Genomic DNA, 20632 nt, shown 5'->3' on the forward strand with positions numbered 1-20632 from the left:
GTCCAGGTATCGGGCCAGGAGGGGCAACCATGATCGAATTCAAATTGCCGTCGCTGGGAGCTGATATGGATGAAGGCACGTTGCTGGAATGGAAAGTCCATCCCGGTGATGCGGTCAAGCGTGGTCAGGTGATTGCCGTCGTCGATACGGCCAAGGCGGCTATCGATGTGGAGTGCTGGCACGATGGCACGGTGTTGCAACTGCTGATCGATGTCGGCGCCAAGGTGCCTGTCGGTACCGTCATCGCGCAGTTGCTGGAACCGGGTGAAAGTCCGCAGAGCGCGCGAGGGACAGCGACGCCCGCGCCAGTGCCGCGTGAGGCGGAAAACCTTTCTGCGCGGCGGCCGAAGATTTCTCCCGCGGCACGCAAGCGCGCGGCCGAACTGGGGCTCGATGCCAGTCACTTGCAGGGCCATGGTCCACACGGCGTGGTGACCCTGGAAGATGTCGAAGCAGCCGCCCGTGTGGCGCCGGAACCTGACCGCAACCAGGCCATGCGTCGCACGATCGCGGCGGCGATGAGTCGTTCGAAACGCGAGATTCCCCATTACTACCTGAGCGAAACCATTGCCCTGGATAAGGCCATGGCCTGGCTGCAGGCACACAACGCGCAAAGCCCATTGCCGGAGCGCCTGTTACCCGGTGTCTTGCTGCTCAAAGCGGTGGCGTTGGCCTTGCGCGACTATCCACAACTCAACGGTTCCTGGCAGGACAACGGCTTTAAACCGGCAGCCGATACAGACCTTGGCGTGGCAATCACCTTGCGCCAGGGCGGGCTGGTCGCCCCGGTCCTGCGGCATGTGGCCGACACGTCCTTGACCGATTTGATGCGTGAACTGTCCAGCCTGGTGGAGCGCGCCCGCAGCGGTTCTCTGCGCAGCTCCGAACTGGGTGGCGCCGGCATCACGGTCACCCAGCTCGGCGATCAGGGCGTAGACAGCGTACTGGGGGTGATCTACCCGCCCCAGGTTGCCCTGGTCGGTTTCGGCCGTATCGGCGAGCGGCCCTGGGTCAAAGATGGCCAGTTGTGTGTGATGCCCACCGTCGTCAGCAGCTTGTCAGCCGACCATCGGGTCAGCGATGGTCACTACGGCGCACGCTTCTTGGGGGAAGTCCGTCGTTTGTTACAAACCCCAGAGCATTTGTGAGGGTGAGCCCATGGACCCGCTATCGGTACGCAATCAGGTGTTGAACGCGTTGAAGCGCATCGCTCCTGAAGTCGACCCCGAGCAATTACCCGGTGACCGCCCGCTACGCGAGGAGGTTGATCTGGACTCCATGGATTGGCTTCGCCTCATCGAGGCCCTGAATCGGAGCCTGGGGGTGGTCATTCCTGAAGTCGATTACCAACAGGTGGACACCCTGGACAAGCTCGTCGCGTATCTGATGCAAAAGGAAAAAACCGGCGGACAGGCGCCATCGATAGGTAGTCGATGACGCTGCCGGGCGGGTCAATACAGCAAGTTCTCCTGCCGTAGCCGCGCGAAGCGCGCAAGTGGCACCGCGTCGAGCGCTTGCGCCGCGTCAGGTGTCGCGCCATCGCGAATCGCCTGCCACACGCTTTGCGAGCCGATTGAATCACGGGTCGCCGCCAGGTCGAGTATGTGGGGATAGAGCGTGTGCAAGGTGGCGAGCAGGGTCAGCCCCAGGCTGGCTACAGGGCGTTGCGCAGGCGTTGAGAGGCGGGTGATGCTCACACCATGACAGAGCCGACCGTGCCAGTTTGATTCGGTGGGGACGAAGTCGACCGGCTCGAAATGCGCGCCGACGTCAAACGCATTCAGTGCGTTTGCGAGCCGGGTCGCGTCGATCCACGGCGCGCCGACCCACTCGAACGGATGCGGCGTGCCACGCCCCACACTCAGATTTGCGCCTTCGAGCAAACCGATATCCGGGTACAGGTCCAGCTGGGAGAGCGTGCGCAGGTTTGGCGAGAGCGGCACCCATCCCAACCCGGTGTCGGCAAAGGTCATCGCGCGCTGGTATCCCAGCATCGGCACAACGCGCAGATCCGCACCAATGTGCTTGTTGCGATTGAATAGACGCGCCAGCTCGCCGACGGTCATGCCGGGCTGCAGCGGTGCAGGGAAATAGCCGGTAAACGATTCGCGGCGACTGTCCATCACCGGGCCGCCGAAACGTTGTGCGCCGAGCGGGTCGGGCCGGTCCAGCACGAACAGCGCAATGCCTTGCGCCGCGGCGGCTTCGAGTGCGTAGCCGAGTGTCGTCTCATAGGTGAAGAAGCGCACGCCGGCGTCCTGAATATCGAAGATCAGCGCATCCAGTCCTTTGAGCGAACCGGCCGGGAAGCGCTGGGTTGCGCCGTAGAGACTGTGCACGGTGAGGCCCGTCGCCGGGTCGCGGGTGTCGCCGACTCGTTCGTCCACGTCGATGTTCAGCCCATGCTCCGGCGAGAACAATGCCGCCAGCCTGACACCTGGCGCGTGGGCGAGGACGTCGACGGTGCGTCGGCCTTTGGCGTCGAATCCGCTGCGATTGGTGATCAGGCCCACGCGCAGGCCGGCGAGCGGGGCAAACTGCTGTGCCTCAAGCACATCAATGCCTGTCTGCACCGGGCCCGTCGAGGTGGGCAGGCGATCGGCGGCACGCAGTGCCGGCAACGCTGAGGGCAGCAACCGACTGATTTGCGCGCTGTTCGCAGGTGCCCCGCGACTGGCCATCAGTGCAAGCAATTGCGCACGAAGCGGGCGAGCGTCACCGCTGTCATCGGGATACACCCGGTTGCTCAGGATGACGATGAATTGGCGTGTCATCAGATCAATCCACAGCCCCGTGCCGGTGTATCCGGTATGGCCGATGACGCCAATCGGCGGCAGACGATCATGGTTCGGCACGAACGGTGCGGCCAGTTCCCAGCCGAGGCCGCGCCACGGCACACTCTCGAGCGGCGAAGCGGCGCTCGCGAGGGCGGCGATGCTCGCCGGCCGCAGAATCTGCCGGCTGCCGGCGCGCCCCTGGTTCAGCACCATCTGCGCGAAACGCGCAAGGTCGTCCGCCGTGGAAAACAGCCCGGCGTTGCCGGAGACACCGCCCATCCATTGCGCCGTCGGATCGTGTACGTGCCCCCGGAGCGTGCCGGCCTTGGTGGCGAGTGTCGGTGCGCTACGTATCGTTCGCAGGGTATCCGGCAGAAAAACCGTGTCGCGCATGCCCAGCGGCCCGAAGATGTGAGCCTGGCAATAGGCGTCGAGCGAGCTGTGGGTGATGCGTTCGACCAGCTCGCCGAGCACCACGAAATTCAGGTCACTGTAAATGACTTGGGCACCCGGTGCGTTGCGCAGCCGCTGCGCCGCGATGGCGCTCAACACACCTTTGCGGCCCGCACCGGGTGGCCGCCCAGGCAAATCTGGGCGCAGCCCGGACGTGTGTGCAAGCAGGTCACGCACCTTCACTGCCTCTTTGCCCTGCGCCCCAAAGGCCGGCCAATACCGTGCAACGGGGGCGTCCAGGTTGATGCGGCCCGTTTCGGCCAGTTGCAGGATGGCCGTGGTCGTCGCGATGACTTTGGTCAGCGATGCCAGATCGAACTCGGTGTCCAGCGTCATCGGCTCGCGGGGGGGCGTCGTCGTGCGTTGTCCAAAGGCCTGACGATAGAACACCTTTGTGGCGTCACCGATCAGGACAACCGCCCCCGGAACGCGTCCGGCGGCGATCTGGCCCTCGACGATTTGTGCGGCTTGCAGGCGCGTCGTCGCATCGAGATCAGCGGCGCATGCGATGTGCGCCGCCATCGCCAGGCCAAGCAGCATCGCCCAGCGCTTCAGCGCTGTGGCAAGTCGGCGGCCTCGTAGTGATTGCGTGGGTTCCATAACATCCATCCATCGGTGCCGGCTGCGTCGGCGGCGTGAACCTGAGCACTGATCGCGGCCGCGTCAAACGGGCGACGATCGAAGGCATAGTCACGAAAGGCCTGCAACCAGGGACGAAAGCGCACGCCCGGCAGGTGGGTGCGCTTCATCGCCTCCGCCAGGGTACGCCTGACAATCTGGCCGGGGTCGGCTGTCGGGTTGGTAAAGCCCGGCAGCCCCCATGTGAAACCGGACGGGTACAGCATTGGCGAAATGTAGTCGAGCTCCGCGCCCAGCAGTTCGATTTGCTGGCCGATCGCCGTATCGTCGAGGTTCCAGCAGACGTAGCCGAAGATGTCCGCGGAGACAAATACATTGTAGGGGGCGAGTCGTGCGCGTGCGGCCTGCAGAAAACCGATGATCGCCGCGGTCCGGTTGGCGCGGTTGTTGGGGAGGGCAAAGCGTAGCCCGCTCTTGTCGGGAAAACGCACATAGTCGAACTGGATCTCGTCGAAACCCATCTGCGCGGCCTCCTCGGCGACATCGAGATTGTGCTGCCAGACCTCGTGCGAAAACGGATCCATCCATTGCAGCTTTTCGAGATCCCGCCACGGCTGGCCGTCAGCGGTGTGCACGCTCCACTCTGGATGCGCACTGGCCAATGGATCGTCCTTGAACACCACGATGCGCGCGATCAGGTACGGGTGTTGCGCGCGCAGCTTGGCAAGCAATGCCGGCAAGTCGCGCATCTGAGGTGCCCGTGTGGTCAAGTGGGCCGTTGCGCCGATCGCCTCGCGCGCCGCACTGCGATAGGGCGTCAGGCCACGGTCACCCTTGACGTCGATCACCAATGCATTGATCTCGGTGTTTTCAGCAAGGGTGACAGCGTTGTTGCGCAGGGTCGAACTGGTCACACCGAACACCGACAGATAAACCGCTTTGGGGCGAAACGGGGTCAGTGCGAGCGTCACGGGCGTTTCGTCGCTCACTTTGGCCTCGGTGCGCAAATACCCTGGGGCGCGGGCGGCGACACTCTCGACCGCCTCGGCCGTCTCGAACCGCCCGTTTTCGTCGGTACGCATCACGCCGGCCGAGGTCGTGATGATTGCGTCGGCGAGCGGGTTCTGCGTGCTCGAGTCGAGCACGACACCGGTGACAGCCAGTGCGCCTCGCCCGCTCAGCAGGGCCGTGACGACGAATAGCGCCGGGATCGCATAGCGCCTCAATGCGCGGATAACGGTCATCGCGGGTTCCCTGTTGTTGGCTGAGTGTCCGGTTCACCGAGCAACTGCGCGAACGCGTGTGCGCCATAGGCATCACTCATCAGAAAGCGCGGCAGGGCGAGCAGTCGCGCGTGCCGGTCAGCCTTGCGCGCGTCTAGTGTGAAGGCCACTGCGTAACTCTCTTCGGAGGCGAGTGCGATCAACTCGTCGTCATAGATACCGAACGGCCACGCGAGCATGTCGACCTGCTGCGCACCGGTTTGCGACTCGATGCGTTGACGTGATTTTTGCAGTTGGGTTCGGACGAATTGCTGGAAATCCGCCGGTGTGCGGTGCCTGCGCTCGACGTTGAAATTGGGATGCCAGTACGTATGCGACTGGATGTCGAAGAGCCCGGTCTGTTTCAGGGTTCGCAACTGCTCCCAGGTCAGCGCATAGGACGCGTTGGAGATGGCCGATGGATAGATAAACAGGGTCACCGGAAAACGCTCGCGCTGGATGACGGGCAGCAGTTTGTCGAAGACCGAACGATGCCCGTCGTCGACGGTGATCGCCACCGGCTTCGACGCTAACGTCGCATCGGGATTGCGCAGCCAGTCGACCACCTCGCGCAGCGACACGAAGTGATAACCGTGCTCGCGCAGGACGCGCAACTGGGTTTCGAAGGTGCTCATGCGCACGGTCATCGAGTCGTCCGCCGTGTCCGAAAAACGGTGGTAAACGAGGATCGTGACGCCTGGCTCGACGCTCTGTGCGGCGTTCTGTGTGGCGTTCTGTGCGGCGCCGCCCGTGCTCCAGGCCAGTGCGCAGACGCTTGTCAGCATGATGCGGATCAGCAGCCGGAACGCGACACTCCCACCGATACACGCCATGATTTTCCCGCACATGTCAGCGCTCCTGCGCGAGCCAGACGCTTGCAGTGTGTATTGAGCGTTCATCGTCTATCTGATGCAGATCAATTTCGCGCAATGTGGTCCGCTCCGAGGGGGCGAGTCGTCAGACAAAACGGGAGGCCGGTTGTGCCTTGATTTGATTTAGATCAACAGCAAGCCCTCGTGGGCGGATGACTTTATAAAGGATATGACACTCTTTTGAGGTATGCCCCTCATGAACATCAATAAGGCGATCTTGGGCCGTCGCTCGACACGGGAGTACACGACAGAAGCGGTTGATGAAGACATCATTCGTCGTTTGATCAGTGCCGCTGCGCAGGCGCCCAGCGCGATGAACCAACAACCGTGGACATTTACCGTCATACGCGACCAGAGCCTGCTGGATCGGGTCTCGCGCGAAGCGAAGGCTCACCTGTTGGCGACGATACCCCCCGAGGCCCAGCCCGAGCACTTCCATACGTTGCTCGATGATGAGAACTATCAAATCTTCTACCACGCGCCGGTACTCATCCTGATTTCGGGAACCGCGCCGGGTCAGTGGGTCGTCGAAGACTGCGCACTGGCTGCCGAGAACCTGATGCTCGCGGCCTACGCTGAAGGGCTGGGTAGTTGCTGGATCGGTTTTGCCCAGGGGTTTCTCGGTACTGCGCAAGGAAAGCATGCACTTGGCCTTCCCACCGAGTGGACGCCAGTGGCACCGATCATCGTAGGTCACCCGAAAGCTGCCCCCGCGCCCGTGCCCCGGAATGAACCCGTGATCCGCTGGATTGGGTGACAGCACCGTGGATAACGATTGTTGGCCGCTCCTCTTACGGGGCAGCTCGACCGTTTATCCACTTGCCCGACGGTCTGCCTGTTTTCTGATGTGGATCAGATACACCCCCAGGCCGACTCCTATTCTCGAATCAACCCACGGTATCGAGATGAACCGAAATGAACAGATCAAGCCTGATCGGCCAATGCATGTTAATGGCGGCAAGCGTGTTGCTGGTGCCCTCTACCAGCGTCTTCGCCAACCCGCCGACGTCTGCTGCGCAAGGTGGTGGCATGTATCATCGTTTCCAGGATTTCGACTGGGTCAAATATACGCAACAGACCCTGGACGATCTCAAGGGCAAGCTCAATCTCAAGCCGGAGCAAATGGCTGCCTGGGACACATGGGCCACGGGGGTCATGGCGGACGCCAATCAGCATCAGGAAAAGGCCAAGGCCGAACGTGATGAAAGCGCGAGCACGAAGAGGGCGTCGACGGATGAAACGACCCCCGAAAGAATGGCCAGAGAGATAGAGCGTTTGCGCACACAAACCAAGTGGATGGAGGCGCATCTGGAGCGCATGGATGCTGCGCTGGTGCGCACCAAAACTTTCTACGGGGTATTGGATGCTGAGCAGAAAACCATTTTCGACCTGTTCTGGACGGTGGTGCATCACCGGCTCTACGGCAATGACCGTTGGCAGATGCCGATGCACATGGTCAGACCACGAATGATGGAAGGCGACCAGGACGAAAAAAGCAAACAGTAAGCGCTACTCACTGTTCGATTACGCATGTTGCGCCGTCATCGCGCGGCGCCATGCCGCCAGACTTCAATACAAAACTCCCTTTCGTAAGGTGGCACGTTGCATTCGACGATGTCAGTGGCGGCCACTTGCAGATGCACGCCGACGATATCGGCATGGATCGGCTGCTGGCAGACGTGCCGGTCGACCAATACGGCCGTGTAGACCCGACGAGCACCGAGTTGCGCCAGATACGCGCAGGTACGCAGGAGCGAATGGCCTTCAAACAGCACATCGTCGACAACGAGCAGGGTGGTGCTGGCAAGGTCCAGCTCGCCCAGCTGTGGGTTTTCGGTCAGTTCGGTGTGGGCATGCAGCACTTTGAGGTCATCGGCATAGCGCTTGACCTTCAAGGGGTAGAGCGGCAGTCCTGGCTGGCCGGTCTGATGTGACAGATGCTGCTGTAAACGCTGCGCCAGAGGTTCGCCGCGGCGCTGGATGCCAATCAGTGCCGTTTGAGTGGGCGGCAACAGTGCCGCGGCCTGGCGCGCCATTGCCTGCAACACCGAATCGAGTTCATCGCTGTCGTACAAGCGCAATCGCGGGCTCGCAAATAAGGTCGGCATGACAGTCTCCCATAGCGCGCCGCTGCGGGGCGGCGCTGTCCACTATTGGCAACGTAATCCATTGCGCCCCAGCCTGATTGATATTGATCAACAACGGCGAAATGAAATGCCCGGTCCCTTGCGCGGACAGGGTTGGCCTTGCGCGCGAGCTTGATAAAAATCAACGACAAGGAGACTCCAGCGGAGGATTTTTAATAAAAACTGATGCTTGATCCCGCAAGGACGTGGAGAGGTCAAGGCTGTGTGATACGAACCGACAGGTGTGCTCGCCTGGGGAGGTTTTCAAGTGATTTATAGTCCCTCAACGCAAACCCTCCTGCGTGACCGGGTTGATGCCGGTCGAAGGCTGGTGGAGCCGCTGCTCAAATACGCTCATCGACCCGATGTCATCGTTCTCGCCTTGCCCCGTGGCGGCGTGCCGGTGGCCTATGAAATTGCCACGGCCCTGGAGGTTCGCCTGGACCTGATGCTGGTCCGCAAGCTCGGGGTGCCATTCCATCAGGAGTTCGCCATGGGCGCGATTGCCAGTGGCGGTATCCAGATCGTCAATGACGATACGCTGCGGGCGAACCGTATCGATCAGCGCACGCTCGATAACGTGGTGGCACGGGAAACCCAGGAGCTGTTGCGTCGTGAACGCCTGTACCGGGGCTCGCGTGCCCCCTTGGCGCTCAAGGATCAGGTGGTGATTCTGGTCGACGATGGCCTGGCGACCGGGGCCTCGATGATGGCGGCGGTCCAGGCGGCGCGCCTGCAAGCACCGTCGCGTATTGTCATCGCCGTGCCGGTGGCGCCACCGGAGACGGTAGAGGCGCTGTTTAGCGAAGTCGATGAGGTGATCTGCCCGCTCACCCCCGAGTGGCTGATGTCGATCGGCAATTGGTATTTGAATTTTTTCCAGACCTCGGACGAAGAAGTCATCGATCTTTTGCATCGGGCCTGGCGCAGAGAATCCGGCACGAGTGCTTCCGGTCAGGAGAACTCCGATGTTTGAGCTTCGCTATCGAAAGCTGGACCTGGGGAACGTGGAGCTGTCTGCCGACTTGCGTCTGCCGGCGCACGCTGGCGGCCTGGTGGTGTTCGTTCATGGCAGCGGCAGTGGTCGATCAAGCCCGCGTAATCAACAGGTTGCGCTGTCTCTGGCTCAGCGGGGGTTGGGTACGTTGCTGTTCGATCTGCTCACGGAGCCAGAGCAATACCTGGACAACCAGACCCGGGAATTGCGTTTCAATATTGCGCTGCTGTCCAACCGACTGGTGAAGGTGATCGACTGGATTGGTCAGGACGCCGAACTGCAACCGCTACCGATCGGATTGTTCGGCGCAAGTACCGGTGCCGCGGCGGCACTGTTGGCAGCGGCCGAGCGGGCGGACGTGGTGTATGCGGTGGTGAGCCGGGGAGGGCGGACCGATCTGGCGGGTGAGGCGCTGTCCCGCGTGAAGGCGCCGACCTTGCAGATTGTCGGTGAGCTGGATCCGGTGGTGCTCAATCTCAATGTGCAAAGCAGTCGCGCCCTGCAGTGCGAACAGCGTCTGGAAGTGGTGGCGGGCGCGACACATCTTTTTGAAGAAGCAGGAACCCTCGAAGAAGTCGCCAGACTGGCCGGCGACTGGTTCGAGCAGTATTTGCGACGGTAGTCATCCCACGCAGACGACCACCGTCCGATGCCTGTCATATGCCGAATGGAAAGGTTTCGTCTTCCGGTTCCAGCGCCTGGCTTTTTGGCAGGGGCAACGCGGTTACCGGTTGCGTCTGTTCAATCCAGACCATGGCGTCGAATTGTTCGGTCAACACTGACTCGAAGTAATGGCTGAAGCGTTCGCTCGCGGGTCGATAGATCACACCGATGGCCCGTTCCAGCAGCGGTTTGGACAGGGCCCGGCGCAGCTCTTTTCGCTGTGGATCCCGCCAGTCGGTCAATGAAGCCGGGACGCCGGCGTCGAGGAACTTGCGCTCCCAACTGTCTGGCCGGGACGGCCGGATGTCCTTGATGAGCATCTCGCAATCCCAGTCGTCGGCCGCGGCCACCTGGCCACGGTCGGTGCTCATGCCGATCAGCACCACATCGCGCCCGTAGGCACTGCGGCACAGCTGACCGATATTGAACTGACCTTTCCAGCCCATCTCCGTCGCGGCCGCATTGCCGATATGGGAGTTGTGCGCCCACACCACGGCCTTGGCTTGCGGACCGCGGTGTTCGAGCAACACACGTAACGTGTCGAACATGTGCCTGTCACGCAGGTTCCAGGAGGCCGTCGAACCTCGATAAATCGCTCGGTAATATTGTTCCGCCGCCAGGATGACCCGGGCGTTCTGGGTCGCATCGAAGAACGCTTCATCGTCCTTGATATCCCCGGCCAGTTGCTCGGCGAGCATGGCATTGAGCTGTTCGACCACCGCATGCTCGCAGGGCATTATGCCGTCGCGTTCGACGAAGTGGCCGTACAGCGCAGGATCATCCTGCCACGGGGTCAAACAGCCATAGCGACGCCGTGCTTCGTGTGCCAGTTGCGGGTCGACACGGTCCAGATAGCTCAGCACCTCATGGATGGAATTGCGCAAACTGTAAACGTCCAGACCGCGAAACTCGACGCGCTGTTCAGGCGCGTGTTGGTGGTTGTATTGATGCAGCCAATGGGTGAACGCTCTCACATCGGTGTTGCGCCACATCCAGGTCGGGAACCGGCTGAAAATGTGCCGCGTCCACGCCGAGCGCGCCAACCCTCTGACATAACGGTCTACATGGCCCGCGTCCGGCCAGTCTGCTTCAACGGCCACGATATTGAATCCGTGTTGCTCGATCAGCCGTTGGGTAATCGCCGCCCGGGTCCGATAGAAGTCACTGGTGCCATGGCTGGCTTCACCGATCATCACCACGCGCGCATCGGCGAAGCGGTCGAACATTTCGCCAAAGGCCGGTGAATTCAGTTCCGGCAGGGGTTCGGCGTATTGGCGCAAGAGCGGGACGATGGAGGCCTCGTCAATGTGGGTATGCGTGCCATACAGCTGGTTCAGCATGTTCTGGGAAGGTGTGTTCATGAACGTCATCCCCATAAGGGTGGATTGCCCGACGTGCGATGCGGCGCGGCATCACGTCGACTGTCAGGGCAGGGCTCGCACGGGGTTGTTTTCGATCCATTCGACGTCGCGGGCCTGTACCGCCTCTTCAATCATTCCTACGCCTGAATGCAGTCGAGTATTTGAGTTTTATCAATAGTCGGTGCACGAAATGGCCGATGAGTGTTCGGTTGCTGTCTGACCTATATCAATGCCGGGAAGGCTGGATCGGTAATGCTGATTTCATGAAGCCTGTGCGATGGGAGTCATGCCATGAAGCACGCTGTCGCGCCTTTCCAGGCACCTTCGTCGGCCTTGCCGCCCCCGACCAGCGGCGGTCAGGTGGTCGACAACGATCATATCGCTGCGGTTTTTGATGAAATCGCTGATCTGCTGGACATCGAGGACGCCAATCCCTTCCGGATCCGGGCTTACCGCAATGCAGCACGGACCCTGAGGGCGCTGACCTTTGATGTGGCGAAAACCCTCGCTCGTGGCGAGCCGCTACCCAAACTGACCGGGATCGGGGTTGATCTTGCCGGCAAGATCAATGAAATCGTGACCACCGGCGATTGCTCGCTACGCCAACGCTTGCGTTCGACATTGCCACCCGGGCTGGTCGGGCTGCTTTCCATTGCCGGGTTGGGACCCAGGCGCGTCAAAAACCTTTATCACGACCTGGGTATCGAAACTGCGCAGCAACTCTGTCTGGCCGCTCAACAGGGTCGCATTCGCCATTTGCCCGGCTTCGGTGAGCGGATGGAAGCGCGGCTGTTGAGTGCCGCGCAGAAGGGGATCGGAAAGGATCGCCGTTTGCCGTTGGCTTTGGTTGAGCCGATGGCGCGCAGACTGACCGAATACCTGCAGCAGATGCCGGGAGTCGAGCAAGCAACCACTGCCGGAAGCCTGCGACGCATGCGCGACACCGTCGGCGACATCGATATTCTGGTGGCGGCAGCGCCTTCGGTGGATGTCACCACGCAGTTCATCAGCCATCCGGACATTTCCACCGTGCTGGTCAAGGGGCATACGCGTGCAAGCGTCATGCTGAACTCAGGCATGCAAGTGGATGTGCGTGTCGTCGAGCCGGCGGTGTATGGCGCTGCACTGGTGTATTTCACCGGTAGCAAGGCTCATAACATCGCGATTCGTCAGAGGGCTCAGAAGCTGGGGCTCAAGCTCAATGAATATGGCGTGTTCCGGGCCAAAAATCGCCTGGCCAGCACCACCGAGGTTTCGGTCTATCAGGCATTGGGCTTGCCGTGGATCACGCCGGAACTGCGCGAAGACCGTGGCGAAGTCGCTGCGGCATTGGCCGGCCATTTGCCTGGGCTGATTGAGCTGACCGACCTCAAAGGCGACCTTCATGCGCATACCCGCGCTTCGGATGGAGGCAACAGCCTGGAAGAGATGGCGCTGGCGGCCCGGGAGGCTGGGCTGGAATACCTGGCGATCACCGACCATTCACAGTCCCTCAGGGTGGCCCATGGGCTGGGAGTCGAGCAATTGTTGAAGCAGATCGACCAAATCGATGCGCTTAACAGTCGCTTGCAGGGCATGACGTTGCTCAAGGGTATCGAGGTGGACATTCTCGAAGACGGCCACCTGGATTTACCCGACGATATCCTGGGACGCCTGGATCTGGTGGTGGGCGCCGTCCACAGTCATTTCGGCCTGACGCTGCGTCAACAGACCCAACGCCTTCTCAGGGCCATGGACCATCGCTACTTCACCATCCTGGCCCACCCCTTGTGTCGCCTGATTAACGAACGCGACCCGCTGAACCTGGACCTGCCGGCAATCATCAAGGCTGCCGCTCAGCGTGGTTGCTGCCTGGAACTCAACGCGCAACCGCAACGCATGGATCTGTTCGACCTGCAGTGCCAGTACGCCAAGGATGAGGGGGTGCTGATCAGCGTCAATTCGGATGCACACCGCACTGCTGATTTCGCCAACTTGCGTTATGGCGTCGCTCAGGCACGCCGTGGCTGGCTGGAAAAACACAACGTGATCAATACCCGCTCGCTGACCGAGCTCAAGGCATTGGTTGGTCATTAAGAGCCCCACAACGTTCAGGAGATGAAGGGCGAGGTTGTCTGGTACCCATAAAAAACCCCTTGTCGGTTTCCCGACAAGGGGCAGGCCCGGGACTCAGTTGCCTTTGATCTGCACGACCTTGTCAGCCTTCAGGGCTTCAGGCTTTTTCGGCAACGAGATGCTCAGTACGCCTTTGCTGTAACTGGCTTCGATCTTATCGGCATCCACCTCTTTGGGCAGGTTGAACATCCGTTCGAAGGAGCCATAGCTACGTTCGCTGAGATAGTAGCCTTTCTTTTTTTCTTCCTTCGCTTCTTGCTTTTCCCCTTTGATGATCAGGCTGCCATTGGACAGTTTGATCTCGATGTCCTTCTGATCCATGCCGGGAAGCTCGGCAGTGATTTCGAAGCTTTTATCTTTCTCGACGATGTCTACCGCAGGCATGCTCTGACCGATCAATTCCCGGTCCCACAAGGGGGCGACATCGAACAGTCCACGGTTGAACAGCGACAACCCCGAGCCAAGACTGAAGTCTTCGAACAGATGGTCGACCTGTTGCCGAAGCTTTTCGAAGGGCCGCATCAGTTCAGTTGTCTTTGGGCGCAGAGCGGTTTTCGCTTCGGTATGAACGGGTACTTTCTTCACGGAGTTGCTCATTTTCTTTTCTCCTCTTGGCGAATAAGGTGAGCCGCGAGCATTGGTTTCGGCCCACCACGACAAAACAACAACCCGGCACTCGCCCTTACAAGGCCAGTGCTCCGGACCACAACATCCAGCCGGCGATGGCTGCCGCCACCCAGATAATGATCAACAGTCCCGTCTCGGGGCCGTTGAGCGCTTGTCCCTGACGAGCTTTCATGGTGCCCAGGTAAATCAACGAGCCGGGGGCGTAGAGCAAAGCGCTGAGCAACATGTATTTAGGCCCGGCGGCATACAGCAACCACAGGCAATACAGCGTGGCGACCGAGGCAATGGCCATGTCACGCAGTTGCAGGCCACGGTGACCGGCGTAGGTCTGGCCCTGCCAGGTCAGTTTCAATGCGTACAAACCGCTGAACAGGTACGGCAGCAGAATCATCGAAGTGGCCAGGGAAATCAGGGTCAGGTAAGTGGCGCTCGAGTACAGCGTCAGCAGCAGGAACAGCTGTATGCAGCCGTTGGTGATCCACAGCGCATTGGCGGGCACGCCACGGGTGCTCTCCATGGCGAGCGTACCCGGCATGACCTTTTCCTTGGCCGGGGTGAATATCGATTCGGCTGCCAGCAGCGTCCAGGCGAGCAGGGCGCCACCGACTGAAATGATCAAGCCGATGCTGATCAGCATCGCGCCCCACGGCCCGACAACTGCCTCAAGTACGCCCGCCATCGAAGGGTTTTTCAGGGTCGCCAGCTCCGGTTGTCCGAGAATGCCCAGCGACAACAGGGACACCGCAATCAGCAGCAACAAGGTAATGACGAAACCGATAACGGTGGCGCGGCCAACATTGACGCGTTCGGCCGCACGGGCGGAAAACACGTTGGCACCCTCGATCCCGATGAACACCCAGACGGTCACCAGCATGGTGCTTTTGACCTGATCCAGCGTGCTGCCCAGTGCGGGAGAGCCCCAGAAGTCGACCATGAAGGTTTGACGCTGGAAGGCCGCGATCACCAGCCCGATAAACAGCAGCAAGGGCACGACTTTGGCCAGTGTGGTCAGGGCGTTGGCTTTGGCCGCGGTGCGCATGCCCCGCAGGATCATCCAGTGCAATGACCAGAGCACCACGGACGCCCCGACAATCGCCGCTTTGTTGTTGCCTTCGCCAAACAGCGGGAAGAAAAAACTCAGCGCGGAAAACAGAATCACCATGTAACTGACGTTGCCGACCCAGGCGCTGATCCAATAGCCCCAGGCGGAGTTGAAGCCGAGGAACTCACCGCCCAACGCCCGGGCATAGGCAAACACGCCGTTGTCCAGGGTCGGCTGACGGCTGGACAAGGTTTGATAGACCAGTGCCAGCGACAGCATGCCGACGCCGGTGATCAGCCAGCCAATCAGGATGGCACCGGCACCCGCACTGGCGGCCATGTTTTGCGGCAGGCTGAAAATGCCGCTGCCGATCATCGAGCCGATCACCAGAGCCGTCAGCAGGCTCAGGGACAGGCGTTTAGGCTCCAGTTGTCGCCAACTGCCGGCCAGGGGTTGGGGGGCAGTCGGCGGGAGAATCGGTTGCGTGCCGTGCAGATGAGTCGCCATGTCAGGCCTCCACGAAACGAAAGAATGAGCGCTGACCGCAGATACGACGGTGTGAACGCTGACTCTAAATGTCTACGTGAACGGCCCCTGGCTGTTTGATTTAAATCAGAAAGAAAGCACATAGCGATTTTGTCCCGCAGCGGCCATTGCGCTAACGCCAGGCGACGCTTCAATTGATAGCGCGCAGCGAACATGCCGGGCATTCCAGACCTAAGCTCAACCCATGACGGCGATGAGCCGCAGGCATTTGTACAACGAGGGCTGCGCAGCGTTTCTTGAGGAATCCACATCGATGTTCAGTAAGTGGCTGGACCCGGTTTTATTGCTGCTCACCACCCTGACCCTGCTGGCCGGGGGCATTGCGCAGCTTGCTCACAAGTCTGACTGGGCCTCGATTTGCTGGGCCGCGGGCAGTCTGGTGATGGCCCTGGTGCTGCTCGTCGAGATTGTCAGGCGCCTGGCCCGGCGCGAAGCGGGTGTGGACCTTATCGCTCTGCTGTCGATTGCCGCCGCGTTGTTTTTTCAGCAGACGCTGGTGGCGGCGGTGATTGCCTTGATGCTGGCGTCGGGGCGCATCCTGGAGTTCTTCACCCAACAACGCGCCGAACGCGAACTGCGTGCGCTGGTCGACCGGGCGCCACGCGTTGCCTGGCTGCAGGAGAACGGCAATTTACGGCAGATTCCGGTCGAGCAGATCCAGCCGCATCAGACGCTGCTTGTGCGCCTGGGGGAAGTGGTACCGGTCGATGGCCGTTTACTCAGCCCCACGGCGATTCTCGACGAGTCGGCACTCACCGGCGAGTCATTGCCGGTCACCCGCCTGGAAGCAGAGCTAGTGCCCAGCGGGGTGACCAATGTCGGCGCGCCAATGCTGCTGGCCGCCACTCGAACCGCAGCGCAGAGCACCTACGCCGGGGTCGTGCGCCTGGCTGAAGCCGCACGGCAATCGCGCGCGCCTTTCGTGCGCTTGGCCGACCGTTACGCGTTGTTCTTCATACCGCTGACATTGCTGATTGCCGGCCTCGCCTGGTACCTGAGTGGCGACTCTTTGCGCGCGCTGGCGGTGCTGGTGGTGGCCACGCCTTGCCCGTTGATTCTGGCCGTGCCGATTTCGATCATGTCAGGTATTTCCAGGGCAGCGCGGCGCGGGATCCTGATCAAGGACGGCGTCACCCTGGAAGCGCTGGCCGAGGTCAAGCAAGTGTTTCTCGACAAGACCGGCACGTTGACCAGCGGCCACGCGCGTCTGCAGTCGATCGAGACCAACGGAGCGCTCGATCCACAGCGTCTGCTGGGCCTGGCCGCTTCGCTGGCACAGGCCTCGACGCACCCCATCTCCCAGGCCATTGTCGAGGCGGCCTGTCAGCGTGGATTGGCGCTCAGCGTGCCGCAGGCGGTCGAGGAAAGTCCGGGCTCCGGTCTTTGCGGGTTGATCGATGGCCTGCGGGTGCGTTTCGGCACGTTGTCCTTTGTTCAAAATGAATCGCCGGTTGGCGACTGGGCTGCCACCATGTTGCGTCGCATGGATTACCTGGCGTGCAGCGGCAGCTTCGTTGAAGTGGACGGGGCACTCGCGGGCCTGCTGATCTTCTCCGACAAGCTGCGTCGGGAAACCCCGCTGACCCTGCGCCGACTGCGCAACCGAGGCATCGAGCGGATCGTCATGCTCACGGGCGATCGCGTGGAAACCGCCGAGATGATTGCATTGTCGGCCGGGATCGACGAGTTGCGTGCCGGGTTGAGTCCTGGGGACAAGGTGCGTGCGGTACAGGATGCCTGCCAGCATGCCAGCACACTGATGGTCGGTGATGGCATCAACGATGCCCCCGCCCTGGCGGCGGCCAATGTCGGGGTGGCCATGGGGGCGAGCGGTGCCACGGCGTCCGCGCAAGCGGCGGGCGTGGTGCTGCTGGTGGATCGTCTGGACCGTCTGGTCGAGGCGCTGGACATCGCCCGTCAGACTCGCCACATCGCCCGTCAAGGCGTATTGGCCGGCATGGGCATGTCGGTGCTGGCCATGGGGGTAGCCGCCTTCGGCTACTTGCCACCGCTGGTCGGTGCCGTGGTGCAGGAGGGTATCGACGTGGTGATCATCTTCAATGCCTTGCGTGCATTGGGGCCGTTACCGGGTTTGCGCCAACGCAAGCTGGCCGCCGAGCATATCGATCACCTGCAGGACGAACACGACCAGCTCGCTTCGGTACTCAGCGATCTGCATCAACTGGCAAGCGACTTCGCCCAGCGCCCACTCGAGCAAGCGCAGAGCGACTTGCTGGCGCTGGTAAAAAACCTGCAGGAATCACTGGCCCGCCATGAACGGGACGACGAAAAAAACCTGTATCCGCTGTTGACGCAAAGCCTGCCCGGCGAGGACCCCATGTCGGCGATGAGCCACGTCCACCGTGAGATCTTCCGCCTGATCCATTTGCTGGCGCGCATGAGCACGGATTTCAGTGCCGACCCTGCAACAGCTTCTGTCGATGAGATCCAGCATCAGTTGATCCGCCTGGATACCCTCGTGCGGCTGCACTTCGATCAGGAGGAAGAGTTGTTTCGTTACCTTGATAAGCGTTGAAAAGCCATACAGCGTCAGTGGAGGGCCACCGAATGGCAACCGGCGACCAACTGCTTGAGCCCGTGCAGGTTCAGGATCTTGACCTCACGACCGGCTATTTCCACCAGCTCCTGTTCCCGCAGATGGGCGATACCCCGGCAGATGGTTTCCAGGCGCAACCCCAGGTAGGAGCCTATTTCGTCGCGCCGCATCTTGAGTATGAATTCGCTGGATGAGTAGCCACGCATGCTCAAGCGTAGCGACAGGTTCAGCAGAAAGGCGGCCAGACGCTCATCCGAGTTCATGTTGCCCAACATCATCAGCAGATCGTGATCGCGGACGACTTCACGGCTCAGAAACCTGTTCAGGTTGTGTTGCAGTGCCGGCAGCTCCCGGGCGAGTTTTTCCAGCTGAGAAAAATGGATGGGACAGACTTCACTGTCCTCCAGAGCAAATGCATTGCAGGTGTGCTCTTCGGCGCTAATGGCATCCAGGCCGAGCATCTCGCCGGGCAATTGGAACCCGGTGACCTGCTCGCGGCCATCGATCGACAGCACGCTGGTCTTGAATGAGCCGATACGGATCGCATACAGCAAACGCAAGGGATCGCCTGCGCGGTAGAGGGGGGCGCCTTTGCGGACCTTGAACCGTTGCAAAATCAGCTTGTCCAGGCGCTCGAGTTCCAGTTTGTCGAGACCAAAAGGCAGGCAAAACGCTAATACACTGCAATTGGAACAGGCAGCCTTGAGGTGTTGACCCTGAAGCAGGCGGACTTCAGTCATGTCAATGGCGCCATGGGGGTTTATATATAAAGCATAGGTGTTGTGCATTTGGGCACGGGCTCCGTTCGGAGGATTGCCGGGAGCAATCGACGAACGGGAAGCCCGCTGGCCCGCCGCAAACCCTTGATGCTCCGGGGAAATTAGGGTTTCCCCGGGCTCGTTGACTCAGGCAATGCGCAGATGATCATCAACTTGCCTCACTCCCGGTACTGACCAGGCAGCACGTTCGGCGATCTTACGCTCGCGCCATAAATGAACCTTGCCTTCCAGCTTCACCACATCGCCTTCGACCTTGATGTGAATTTCCTTGGCATCGACTTCGGCATTGCGCTTGAGGGCTTCTTCGATACGACGCTGGATATCGTCCACGTTCACTTGCGGACGAAGGACGAGCCGATTGTCCACGCCTACCACCCCCGACAGCTTGCGCACAGCCATCTCGGCGGTTTCTTTCTGGTACTGCCAGTCCACTTCGCCTTCAAGGGTGATCCACCCTTTCTGCACGATGACTTTGATGTCCTGCTCGGGAATGTCGGAGCTCCAGGTGAGGATATTCAAGGCGCGGGAGGCAATGGCGTCGTCCGCCGTGCCCGCGCTTTTCATCGGCCTGACCTGAATTTCTTCGGCCACGGCCCGTACCCCTTTTATGCTTTTTACCGCGCGTTCCGCGCTGACTTTTTGCGCGTAGCTCTTAACGTGCCCGGTGAGCGTGACGACGCCATTGTCTACGGTCACACCGATGTTGGCGGCATCGATCTCAGGCTGGAATTCAAGCTCATCCATAATGCTCTGACGCAGACTCAAGTCGTTCATGGTGATGTCCTTTGTCTGAAAGGTTGGTAGGCCAGGTGCGAAACAGCCCTCTACAGTTCCTCAGGTGAAACCACCCAGACACTGCATGGCATTTTGTACAACAGATGCTCCACCGTGCTGCCCACCAGTCGGCCCACGCCCCGGTGGCCGACCCGGCCCATGACAAGCACGTCGATGTCGTAGGCATCGGCGTATTGGGTAAGAACCTTGGTCGGGTTGCCCATGATCATGTGCTGTTGCTCTGGCGCAATACCATTGCGCTCAGCCAGTTCACGGAAGGCATCGGCCTGAGCATCAAACAGTGTCTTGGCTTTGCCTGGGGAAAACAGCGCTGAGCTACTGTCGAAATCGAACTCGTCCGCACTGAGGGATGAAAGATCGTGGGCGTAGATCACGTCGAGCTGGGCGTTACAGGTGCTGGCCAGTTTTGAGGCCTCGCGCAAAATCCTGTCGTTGAAATCCTTGTACTGGGTATTGCTATGGAAGGGATCGACCGCGGCGACGATTTTGCGCGGCAGCGCGTGCTTCACGTGGCTGACAAAATGCAGCGGTACCGGGCATTCGCGCAGCAAATGGATATCCAGGGGCGTGAACATGATCCGTGACAGCAGCGACTCGTATTCCAGTGCCTTGATCAGTACCGCCATCGGCTGTTCTTTGAGATGAATGAGGATTTCCTGCAAAGGTCGTTCAACCCAGATCACCTCCGTGGTGACGGGCACCCCGATTTTACGCAAGGGGCGGGCCTGTTCTTCGAGCCATTGCCGATGGCGCTCGACATACCCCAGCCGCATCTCCTCCAGCGCTTGTTCGTTGACCATGCTCGCCGTTGCCAGCCCTTGCAGGTAATCGAAGGCGACGATATGCAGGGCCGCGCCCGAGGCCTTGGCCAACGCAGCGGCGCGGTCGAACGCGGGGCTGTTTTCCATCAGGGGCGAGACGACCAGCATGAAGCGTGATTGCTCAGACATGACCAAACTCCCGTCAATAATCGTAGATATTCCTGTACTCACTGGCACCCCTGCGTTTGGGCAGTGGTCCTCTGGCTTTTATCCTGCCGCTGACCGGGGGGCCGGGATTGATCTTTATCAATCTGGCGAGT

Annotated in this window: 18 protein-coding genes; 8 read left to right on the top strand and 10 right to left on the bottom strand. The window is 60.7% G+C overall.

The features are described from left to right. The first annotated feature begins 29 nt into the window (after window positions 1-29). Together PGR6_RS09430 and PGR6_RS09435 are read left to right on the top strand one after the other, a co-directional pair. Window positions 30-1148: a dihydrolipoamide acetyltransferase family protein gene (locus PGR6_RS09430; protein ID WP_064616915.1), complete on the top strand. Its 1119-nt coding sequence runs from the start codon at window positions 30-32 to the stop codon at window positions 1146-1148. A gap of 10 nt (window positions 1149-1158) precedes the next feature. Beyond that, a complete protein-coding gene (locus PGR6_RS09435) occupies window positions 1159-1437 on the top strand; it encodes an acyl carrier protein (RefSeq protein ID WP_064616916.1) in 279 nt (92 codons plus the stop codon). Between the two features lie 14 nt (window positions 1438-1451). Here PGR6_RS09435 and PGR6_RS09440 read toward each other — a convergent pair whose 3' ends face one another. Genes PGR6_RS09440 through PGR6_RS09450 form a run of 3 tightly spaced genes read right to left on the bottom strand, consistent with a single transcriptional unit; the run spans window position 1452 to window position 5919 of the window. Next, the gene (locus PGR6_RS09440; protein ID WP_237229595.1) at window positions 1452-3830 is read right to left on the bottom strand and encodes an exo-beta-N-acetylmuramidase NamZ domain-containing protein; all 2379 of its coding nucleotides are present in this window, start codon (window positions 3828-3830) and stop codon (window positions 1452-1454) included. After that, the gene (locus tag PGR6_RS09445) at window positions 3782-5053 is read right to left on the bottom strand and encodes a putative glycoside hydrolase (RefSeq protein ID WP_064616918.1); all 1272 of its coding nucleotides are present in this window, start codon (window positions 5051-5053) and stop codon (window positions 3782-3784) included. The genes PGR6_RS09440 and PGR6_RS09445 overlap by 49 nt, the downstream gene beginning before the upstream one ends. Next, window positions 5050-5919, bottom strand: coding sequence for a polysaccharide deacetylase family protein (locus PGR6_RS09450; RefSeq protein ID WP_064616919.1), 870 nt, complete (start codon window positions 5917-5919; stop codon window positions 5050-5052). Before PGR6_RS09450 ends, PGR6_RS09445 begins: the two co-directional genes overlap by 4 nt. Before the next feature lie 220 nt (window positions 5920-6139). On the opposite strand from PGR6_RS09450, the gene PGR6_RS09455 reads away from it, so the two are divergent. Then, the gene (locus PGR6_RS09455; RefSeq protein WP_064621222.1) at window positions 6140-6700 is read left to right on the top strand and encodes a nitroreductase family protein; all 561 of its coding nucleotides are present in this window, start codon (window positions 6140-6142) and stop codon (window positions 6698-6700) included. Window positions 6701-6858: 158 nt separating this feature from the next. Next, the gene (locus PGR6_RS09460; RefSeq protein ID WP_177343077.1) at window positions 6859-7449 is read left to right on the top strand and encodes a Spy/CpxP family protein refolding chaperone; all 591 of its coding nucleotides are present in this window, start codon (window positions 6859-6861) and stop codon (window positions 7447-7449) included. A gap of 35 nt (window positions 7450-7484) precedes the next feature. Here the strand turns inward: PGR6_RS09460 and PGR6_RS09465 are convergent, their stop codons facing one another. Beyond that, the gene (locus PGR6_RS09465) at window positions 7485-8051 is read right to left on the bottom strand and encodes a phosphoribosyltransferase family protein (RefSeq protein ID WP_018928194.1); all 567 of its coding nucleotides are present in this window, start codon (window positions 8049-8051) and stop codon (window positions 7485-7487) included. A gap of 289 nt (window positions 8052-8340) precedes the next feature. On the opposite strand from PGR6_RS09465, the gene PGR6_RS09470 reads away from it, so the two are divergent. Together PGR6_RS09470 and PGR6_RS09475 are read left to right on the top strand one after the other, a co-directional pair. After that, the gene (locus PGR6_RS09470; protein ID WP_064621224.1) at window positions 8341-9045 is read left to right on the top strand and encodes a phosphoribosyltransferase; all 705 of its coding nucleotides are present in this window, start codon (window positions 8341-8343) and stop codon (window positions 9043-9045) included. Then, window positions 9038-9688 (top strand): dienelactone hydrolase family protein, encoded by a 651-nt coding sequence (locus tag PGR6_RS09475; protein ID WP_064616921.1) that lies wholly within the window; start codon window positions 9038-9040, stop codon window positions 9686-9688. The genes PGR6_RS09470 and PGR6_RS09475 overlap by 8 nt, the downstream gene beginning before the upstream one ends. Window positions 9689-9722: 34 nt before the next feature. On the opposite strand, the gene PGR6_RS09480 is transcribed toward PGR6_RS09475, so the two are convergent. Beyond that, the gene (locus tag PGR6_RS09480) at window positions 9723-11090 is read right to left on the bottom strand and encodes an erythromycin esterase family protein (protein ID WP_064616922.1); all 1368 of its coding nucleotides are present in this window, start codon (window positions 11088-11090) and stop codon (window positions 9723-9725) included. A 291-nt stretch (window positions 11091-11381) separates the two neighbouring features. On the opposite strand from PGR6_RS09480, the gene polX reads away from it, so the two are divergent. Next, window positions 11382-13166 carry a DNA polymerase/3'-5' exonuclease PolX gene (gene polX, locus PGR6_RS09485; RefSeq protein ID WP_064616923.1) on the top strand — a complete coding sequence of 595 codons (1785 nt, stop codon included), beginning with the start codon at window positions 11382-11384 and terminating at the stop codon, window positions 13164-13166. Window positions 13167-13259: 93 nt separating this feature from the next. Here the strand turns inward: polX and PGR6_RS09490 are convergent, their stop codons facing one another. Together PGR6_RS09490 and arcD are read right to left on the bottom strand one after the other, a co-directional pair. After that, a complete protein-coding gene (locus PGR6_RS09490; protein WP_064616924.1) occupies window positions 13260-13802 on the bottom strand; it encodes an Hsp20/alpha crystallin family protein in 543 nt (180 codons plus the stop codon). An 85-nt stretch (window positions 13803-13887) separates the two neighbouring features. After that, window positions 13888-15381 carry an arginine-ornithine antiporter gene (arcD, locus tag PGR6_RS09495; RefSeq protein ID WP_064616925.1) on the bottom strand — a complete coding sequence of 498 codons (1494 nt, stop codon included), beginning with the start codon at window positions 15379-15381 and terminating at the stop codon, window positions 13888-13890. 292 nt (window positions 15382-15673) lie between these two features. On the opposite strand from arcD, the gene PGR6_RS09500 reads away from it, so the two are divergent. Then, on the top strand, window positions 15674-17956 hold the full coding sequence (locus tag PGR6_RS09500) for a heavy metal translocating P-type ATPase (protein ID WP_064616926.1): 2283 nt from the start codon (window positions 15674-15676) through the stop codon (window positions 17954-17956). Window positions 17957-17970: 14 nt separating this feature from the next. Here the strand turns inward: PGR6_RS09500 and PGR6_RS09505 are convergent, their stop codons facing one another. From PGR6_RS09505 to PGR6_RS09515, 3 genes are all read right to left on the bottom strand, one after another. Then, window positions 17971-18717: a helix-turn-helix domain-containing protein gene (locus tag PGR6_RS09505; RefSeq protein ID WP_064616927.1), complete on the bottom strand. Its 747-nt coding sequence runs from the start codon at window positions 18715-18717 to the stop codon at window positions 17971-17973. Window positions 18718-18882: 165 nt separating this feature from the next. After that, window positions 18883-19530 (bottom strand): BON domain-containing protein, encoded by a 648-nt coding sequence (locus tag PGR6_RS09510; RefSeq protein WP_064616928.1) that lies wholly within the window; start codon window positions 19528-19530, stop codon window positions 18883-18885. Between the two features lie 50 nt (window positions 19531-19580). After that, entirely contained in the window at window positions 19581-20501 is a 921-nt protein-coding gene (locus tag PGR6_RS09515) for a universal stress protein (RefSeq protein ID WP_018928184.1), read from the bottom strand. Window positions 20502-20632: the final 131 nt, after the last annotated feature.

It is taken from the genome of Pseudomonas sp. GR 6-02 (assembly GCF_001655615.1).
GTDB lineage: Bacteria > Pseudomonadota > Gammaproteobacteria > Pseudomonadales > Pseudomonadaceae > Aquipseudomonas.